The 5905-nt window shown below is 72.6% G+C and carries 8 protein-coding genes; 4 read left to right on the top strand and 4 right to left on the bottom strand.

The window, feature by feature from the left end:
* Nucleotides 1-38 precede the first annotated feature (38 nt).
* Both FNH05_RS30040 and FNH05_RS30045 read left to right on the top strand, forming a co-directional pair.
* Nucleotides 39-1145, top strand: a complete 1107-nt coding sequence (locus FNH05_RS30040) for a carboxylate-amine ligase (RefSeq protein ID WP_144592226.1) — start codon at nucleotides 39-41, stop codon at nucleotides 1143-1145.
* A gap of 29 nt (nucleotides 1146-1174) precedes the next feature.
* Nucleotides 1175-2242 (top strand): iron-containing redox enzyme family protein, encoded by a 1068-nt coding sequence (locus FNH05_RS30045; protein WP_144592227.1) that lies wholly within the window; start codon nucleotides 1175-1177, stop codon nucleotides 2240-2242.
* Nucleotides 2243-2350: 108 nt separating this feature from the next.
* Here FNH05_RS30045 and FNH05_RS30050 read toward each other — a convergent pair whose 3' ends face one another.
* Genes FNH05_RS30050 through FNH05_RS30065 form a run of 4 tightly spaced genes read right to left on the bottom strand, consistent with a single transcriptional unit; the run spans nucleotide 2351 to nucleotide 4432 of the window.
* On the bottom strand, nucleotides 2351-2554 hold the full coding sequence (locus tag FNH05_RS30050) for a CDGSH iron-sulfur domain-containing protein (protein ID WP_144592228.1): 204 nt from the start codon (nucleotides 2552-2554) through the stop codon (nucleotides 2351-2353).
* A complete protein-coding gene (locus FNH05_RS30055; protein WP_144592233.1) occupies nucleotides 2532-3224 on the bottom strand; it encodes a HemK2/MTQ2 family protein methyltransferase in 693 nt (230 codons plus the stop codon). Before FNH05_RS30055 ends, FNH05_RS30050 begins: the two co-directional genes overlap by 23 nt.
* On the bottom strand, nucleotides 3217-4236 hold the full coding sequence (locus FNH05_RS30060; protein WP_144592229.1) for a DNA topoisomerase IB: 1020 nt from the start codon (nucleotides 4234-4236) through the stop codon (nucleotides 3217-3219). The genes FNH05_RS30055 and FNH05_RS30060 overlap by 8 nt, the downstream gene beginning before the upstream one ends.
* A gap of 1 nt (nucleotide 4237) precedes the next feature.
* The gene (locus tag FNH05_RS30065; protein WP_144592230.1) at nucleotides 4238-4432 is read right to left on the bottom strand and encodes a DUF2795 domain-containing protein; all 195 of its coding nucleotides are present in this window, start codon (nucleotides 4430-4432) and stop codon (nucleotides 4238-4240) included.
* Nucleotides 4433-4533: 101 nt separating this feature from the next.
* Between FNH05_RS30065 and FNH05_RS30070 the strand changes: the two genes are divergently transcribed.
* On the top strand, nucleotides 4534-5121 hold the full coding sequence (locus FNH05_RS30070; RefSeq protein WP_144592231.1) for a TetR/AcrR family transcriptional regulator: 588 nt from the start codon (nucleotides 4534-4536) through the stop codon (nucleotides 5119-5121).
* An 89-nt stretch (nucleotides 5122-5210) separates the two neighbouring features.
* Nucleotides 5211-5768, top strand: a complete 558-nt coding sequence (locus tag FNH05_RS30075; protein ID WP_144592232.1) for a TetR/AcrR family transcriptional regulator — start codon at nucleotides 5211-5213, stop codon at nucleotides 5766-5768.
* The last annotated feature ends 137 nt before the right edge of the window (nucleotides 5769-5905 follow it).

Consider the following 5905-nt stretch of genomic DNA (forward strand, 5'->3'; position numbering starts at 1 on the left):
TGTCACGCCCGGTCCGGCCCCGTCCGGACGGTGACCGGATGCCGGGGTCCGGTGCGGACTCCGGCATCGGGCCGACCCTGGGTGTCGAGGAGGAGTTCCTCCTGCTCGACCCGGCCACCGGCGCGACGGTGCCCCGCGCGTCCCGGATCCTGGCCGGGCAGCCGCCGCTGCCGGGCGGCGCCACCCTCCAGCGTGAACTGCGTGCGACCCAGGTGGAGGCGGCCACCGGGATCTGCCGGACCGCGGAGGAACTGGGCGAGCAACTCGGCGCCGGGCGCCGGGCGCTGGCGGAGGCCGCGCGGCTGCACGACAGCGTGATCGCCGCGTCGGGCACGGCAGTGCTGTCCGGTCCGGCCACGCTGGGGGACAACGACGGCCGGTTCGCCCGCATCGACGAGACCTATCGCGGCATGGTGGCCGATTACGAGGCGTGTGGCTGTCACGTCCACGTCGGCGTGCCGGACCGGGAGACGGCGGTCGCGGTGATGAACCGGGTGGCGCCCTGGCTGCCCGTCCTGCTGGCGTTGTCGGTCAACTCGCCGATCGACCGGGGACGCGACACCGGCTATGCGAGCTGGCGCATCGTGCAGCAGGCCCGCTTCCCCGGGGCGGGGGTTCCGCCGTACTTCGCTTCCGCCGCCGCGTACGAGGCCGAGGTGGCGCGGCTGGTCGACTGCGGGGCACTGGTGGACCCGGGCATGACGTTCTGGCTGGTCCGCCCGTCGGCCACGCTGCCGACCCTGGAATTCCGGGTCGCCGACACCACCGCCACCCCTGGTGAGGCGGTGTTGCAGGCCCTGCTGAGCCGGGCACTCGTCCGGCGGGCACTCGACGATCTGAGCCGGGGTGCCCCGCCGCCCCGGCTGTCCCCGCAGGTCGCCGCGGCAGCGGTGTGGGCGGCGGCCAGGGACGGGCTGGCGGGCACCGCGGTGGATGCCGTGCGGGCCCGGCGGGTCCCGGCCCGGTGGGCGGTGTACGCACTGCTCACCCACCTCCGCCCGGCCTTGGAGGAAACCGGCGATCTGGGTACGGTGCGGGCGCTGATGCGCGGGCTGTACGAGCGGGGGACCGGTGCCGAGCGCCAGCGGCGCGCCCTCGCCGCGGGGTTCCCGGCCTTGATCGCTCTGCTCACCTCGCGGGCGTAACGGGCCGCGCGGACGGGTATCCGGGGCCCATGACGAGCGGGGTGGCGGCTTTGCCGCGGGCGCGGGGTCCGGTGTCGGCCGCGGTGCTGGACGCGTTGCGCCGGGACGAGCGCCGCGACTTCCCGGAACTGTCCGAAGTGGCCGGTGAGGACCCGTTCGGGGAAGACGCCCAGCTCGCCCTGCAGCTGTGTTACGAGCTGCACTACCAGGGCCTGCCCGGGGTGGATCCGGACTGGGAATGGGATCCGGAACTGCTGCGGCTGCGGGCCGCGCTGGAACGGGTCTTCCTGGCCGCGTTGCGGGCCGGGACCGAGGGCGGCGACGACGTGGAGGACGTGCTCGGCGAACTGCTCACCGAGCCGGCGGGCGGCACCGGCATCAGCGCGTTCCTCGCCGGGGAAGGCGAATGGTGGCAGTTGCGCGAGTACCTCGTGCACCGGTCGATCTACCACCTCAAGGAGGCCGATCCGCACGCCTGGGTCATCCCGCGGCTGCGCGGAAAGGCCAAGGCGGCGCTGGTGGCGGTGGAGTTCGACGAGTTCGGCGGCGGCCGCGCCGAGCGGGTGCACGCGCGGCTCTACGCGGAACTGCTGGCGGCGGCCGGTCTGGATCCCGGCTACCTGCACTATCTCGACCGCGTCCCCGCCGCCATGCTGGCGGTGGTGAACCTGATGTCGTTGTTCGGGCTGCACCGGCGGCTGCGGGGCGCGCTGGTCGGGCACTTCGCGGCGGCGGAGATCACCACACCGCCGAGCGCGGCCCGGCTGGACCGCGCGTTGCGGCGTCTCGGCGCCCCCGAAGCGTGCCGGGTGTTCTTCACCGAGCACATCGAGGCCGACGCGGTGCACGAGCAGGTCATGCGGCGGGACGTGATCGGGGGGTTGCTCGCGGACGAACCGGCACTGGCGGCGGACGTGGTGTTCGGCGTCCAGGCGACGAACCTCGTCGAGGACCGCTTCGCCGCGCACGTGCTCGGGGCCTGGCGGGAAAACCGCACCTCCCTGCTCCCCGGCGATCAGGACACCGGCGAAGCCGCCTGGGACTCCGACCGTGAGGGCCCCCTCACCCCCGGCCGGAGGGACCGGGGCAAGCCGTGAAGGGTCCCTTCACAGTCAAATCGGCTGTGAAGGGACCCTTCACGGCCAACACTCACGCGACGTTGCCGGAGCCCTGGTCGGTACGGCTGTGAGGGGCCGAGGGAGGGGTCAGGCGCGGCGGGTGCGGCGGTGGCTGGTGTCGCAGAACGGGTAGCGGCGGCTGCGCCGGCAGGCGCAGACCGCGACGACGAACCGGTCGGAGCGGACGGTGGTGCCGTCCGGCAGTTCGAGTTCCACCGGACCCTCCACCAGGACGGGCCCGCCCGGCACGACGGTGACGCGCCGGGGCCTATCCTCCGGTGCGGTCGGCACGGATCACCACCAGTTCCTCCTGCCGCTCGCCGGGTTCGATCAGCCCGGCGCTTTCCAGGTATCCGGCGCGGCGGCGCAGGACCGGCCCGAACGGTTCGAGGGCCCTGGCCACCACCGCGGACTTCAGTCCGTTGTCCCGCAAAGCTTTCAGAGTTCGCTCCACGCCGCACAAAGCCGAGTGCACGACGAGCATCGCGCCACCGGGGTCGAGGAGGCCGAAAGCGCTTTCACACAGGGAATCCAGGAAATGCCGTCCATCGGGTCCGGCGTCCCAGGCCAGTGCGGCGCCCTGCCCTGGACCGTGCGACGGCGCGGGGATGTACGGCGGGTTGGCCAGCACGAGGTCGAACGGTGCGCCCTCGAAGGACCGGCTCAGGTCCCCGTGCCGCACGCGGACCGGCAGCCGCCGCAGGCGGGTGTTGACGCGTGCGCTCAGCACGGCCGGGAGTGAGGCGTCCACGGCGGTGACCGACTCCGCTCCGGCGCGGGCGGCCGCGATGGCCGCGATCCCGGTGCCGGTACACAGATCGAGCACCCGCGCGCCGCGGCCCAGCCGCGCCTCCCGCAGTGCCGTCAGCAGCAACCGGGTGTCCGCCTGCGGGCGGTAGACACCCGGCGGTCTCAGCAACCACACCCGGACCTGGTACCTCCCGCCGGGCTGGTCAAACATGGTCACGGCCGGACAGCAGCCGGATCACGGCCCGTTCCAGCACGTGCTGTTCACGCTCGCCCCGGACGCCGCTGCCGCCGAGGCGGCGCAGCGCGGATTCGATGGTGGCCCCCTCTTCGTAGGCGCGGCCGACCCGAGGGTCCACATAGGACTTGCGGGCCACCGCGGGGGTGTTCCCCAGTTCCTCGGCCACCTTCCGCGTCACGGCGGCCTGAGTGCGTTTGAGCGCCCGCTTCGACGAGGCGGGCCCGGCGGCGGCGAACGCGGCCGCCGCGAGCACCGTGGCGTGCCAGGTGCGCAGGTCCTTCGCGGTGAACTGCGGTCCGGCCAGTTCCTTGAACCGGTCGTTGATCTGTTCGGCCCGCACCTCGTGCCAGCCGTCGGTGTCGCGGTAGACGAGCAGCCGCTCGCTGCCGGAGCGCGCGCGCCGCAGGGACTTCACCACCGCGGCGAGTTCCTCGTCGCTGATGCTGAGCGCGCGTTCGATCCCGCCCTTGGCGGTGTAGCGGAAGATGATCACGTGCCGCCGCAGGGTCACGTCCTCCTTCAACAGGGTCGCCGCCCCGCGGGTGCCGTGCTCCTCGGCGTATTCCTCGCTGCCCACGCGGAACACGCCGCGGTCGATCATCCGCAGCGAGGCCGCCAGTACCCGGTTGCGGTGCAGCCCGCGTCCGTGCAGATCGCCCGCCACCCGCGCCCGCCAGCGGGGAAGCCGCCGCGCGAGTTCCAGCACGCGGTCGTGCTTTTCCCCGTCGCGCTCGCGGCGCCACTGCTCGTGGTAGAGGTACTGCCGCCGCCCGGCGTCGTCGGTGCCGACCGCCTGGAGGTGGCCGTTCGGTTCGGGCGAGACCCACACGTCGCGCCAGGCCGGGGGGATCGCCAGGCCACTCACGCGGTCGAGGGTTTCCCGGTGCCGCAGTGGGCGCCCGTCCGGGGCGAGGTAGCGGAAGCCGCGTCCGCACCGCAGGCGGCGGATTCCGGGCGCGGACAGGTCGCTTCGTACCAGTCGCATGTCACACCGTCTCGGCGAGCGCTCCGGTGACGGCTTCGAAACAGGTGTAGTCACCCTCGGGCAGGCCGGCGAGGTGGCCGAGGATGTCGTCGTCGGCACCGTGCGCGGCGGCCTGGTGGACCAGTTCCGCCCTGCCGCAGGGGTAGTCCACATCGGACAGAACCGGCCGGAGCCGGTCCTCCTCGGGCACGTGCATGCCCCCGGATACCACTACCGGTGCGGTGGCAAACGGTCGGGCCGGACGGGTCTGTCTCGGCAGGTTTGACCGGGGCCGCCCCTGGCTACCATGTGCGCGACATGACTACCGACAGCTCGGCCGCAACCAGGCCCGATGCTCGGGAACGCATCGTGACCACGGCCTACGACCTCTTCTCCCGGCGCGGGATCCGCGACGTCGGGATCGATGAGGTCATCGCCCGGTCGGGGGTGGCCAAGGCCACGCTGTACCGCCATTTCCCGTCGAAGGAAGCGCTCGTCCTCGCCTTCCTCGACCGGCGCGAGCAGCTCTGGACGGTGGGTTTCGTCGAGGCGCAGGCCCGGCAGCGTGGCGGGACGCCGACGGGCAGGCTGCTCGCGATCTTCGACGCGTTCGACGGCTGGTTCCGCAGGCCGGAGGAGTTCGACACCTGCTCGTTCATCAACATACTGCTGGAGATGGGCCCAGCGCACCCACTGGGGCAGGCGAGCATCCGGTACCTGGCCAACATCCGGGCCCTCGTACGCACGTTCGCCGAGGAGGCCGGGCTGGCCGACCCCGAAGGGTTCGCCCACTCCTGGCACATCCTGATGAAGGGCTCGATCGTCGCCGCCGCCGAAGGCGACCGCGATGCCGCCCTGCGTGCCAGGGACATGGGCCGCGACCTCCTCGCCCGTCACCGCGTCTGAGGGCCGTTCGACCCCGGGCTTGTCCTGCGGTGTATCGTCCTTTGCCTAAGCCTTGTAGGAATTAGCCTAATTGGCGAAGGGGGGAGAGCATGGCGCGGGCCGGACTGACCACGGAGCGACTGGTCCAGGCCGGGGCGGAACTGGCGGACGCGATCGGCTTCGACCAGGTGACCGTCTCGGAGCTCGCCCGGCGGTTCGACGTCAAGGCGGCGAGCCTGTACTCGCACCTGGCCGGTTCCCAGGACCTCAAGACCAGGATCGCCCTGTTCGCGCTGGACGAACTCGCCGACAGGGCGGCCGCCGCACTGGCCGGGCGGGCGGGCAAGGACGCACTGGCCGCCTTCGCGAACGTCTACCGCGACTACGCCCGCGAACACCCCGGCCGCTTCGCCGCCGCGCGGTTCCCGCTCGATCCGGAAACCGCCGCCGCGAGCGCCGGGGGCAGGCATGCGCAGATGACGCGGGCGATCCTGCGCGGCTACGACCTGGCGGAACCGGACGAGACGCACGCCGTGCGGCTGCTGGGCAGCGTCTTCTTCGGCTACGTCAGCCTGGAACTGGCCGGGGGCTTCAGCCACAGCGCGCCCGGTGCGGAAGAGACCTGGGCTTGGATCCTCGATCACCTCGACACCCTGCTGAGGAAGTAGACCATGAATTCTCTGCACGACTGGATCACCACCCCCGTCACCGCGGACCTCCTGCACGGTGCCCTCGATCTGGAGCGCACCGCACACGGCGTGCTGCCGCACCGGCTGCCCGCCCGGGCCCGCGCCCAGTGCGCCGA

Origin of the sequence: Amycolatopsis rhizosphaerae, assembly GCF_007713715.1 — a bacterium.
Taxonomy (GTDB): Bacteria; Actinomycetota; Actinomycetes; order Mycobacteriales; family Pseudonocardiaceae; genus Amycolatopsis_E; species Amycolatopsis_E rhizosphaerae.

Bases quoted from the DNA above. Each gene is read 5' to 3' on its own strand.
- FNH05_RS30070 (WP_144592231.1), top strand. From the start codon at position 4,534: ATGACTACCGACAGCTCGGCCGCAACCAGGCCCGATGCTCGGGAACGC.
- FNH05_RS30065 (WP_144592230.1), bottom strand. From the start codon at position 4,432: ATGCACGTGCCCGAGGAGGACCGGCTCCGGCCGGTTCTGTCCGATGTG.
- FNH05_RS30075 (WP_144592232.1), top strand. From the start codon at position 5,211: ATGGCGCGGGCCGGACTGACCACGGAGCGACTGGTCCAGGCCGGGGCG.
- FNH05_RS30045 (WP_144592227.1), top strand. From the start codon at position 1,175: ATGACGAGCGGGGTGGCGGCTTTGCCGCGGGCGCGGGGTCCGGTGTCG.
- FNH05_RS30060 (WP_144592229.1), bottom strand. From the start codon at position 4,236: ATGCGACTGGTACGAAGCGACCTGTCCGCGCCCGGAATCCGCCGCCTG.
- FNH05_RS30055 (WP_144592233.1), bottom strand. From the start codon at position 3,224: ATGTTTGACCAGCCCGGCGGGAGGTACCAGGTCCGGGTGTGGTTGCTG.
- FNH05_RS30040 (WP_144592226.1), top strand. From the start codon at position 39: ATGCCGGGGTCCGGTGCGGACTCCGGCATCGGGCCGACCCTGGGTGTC.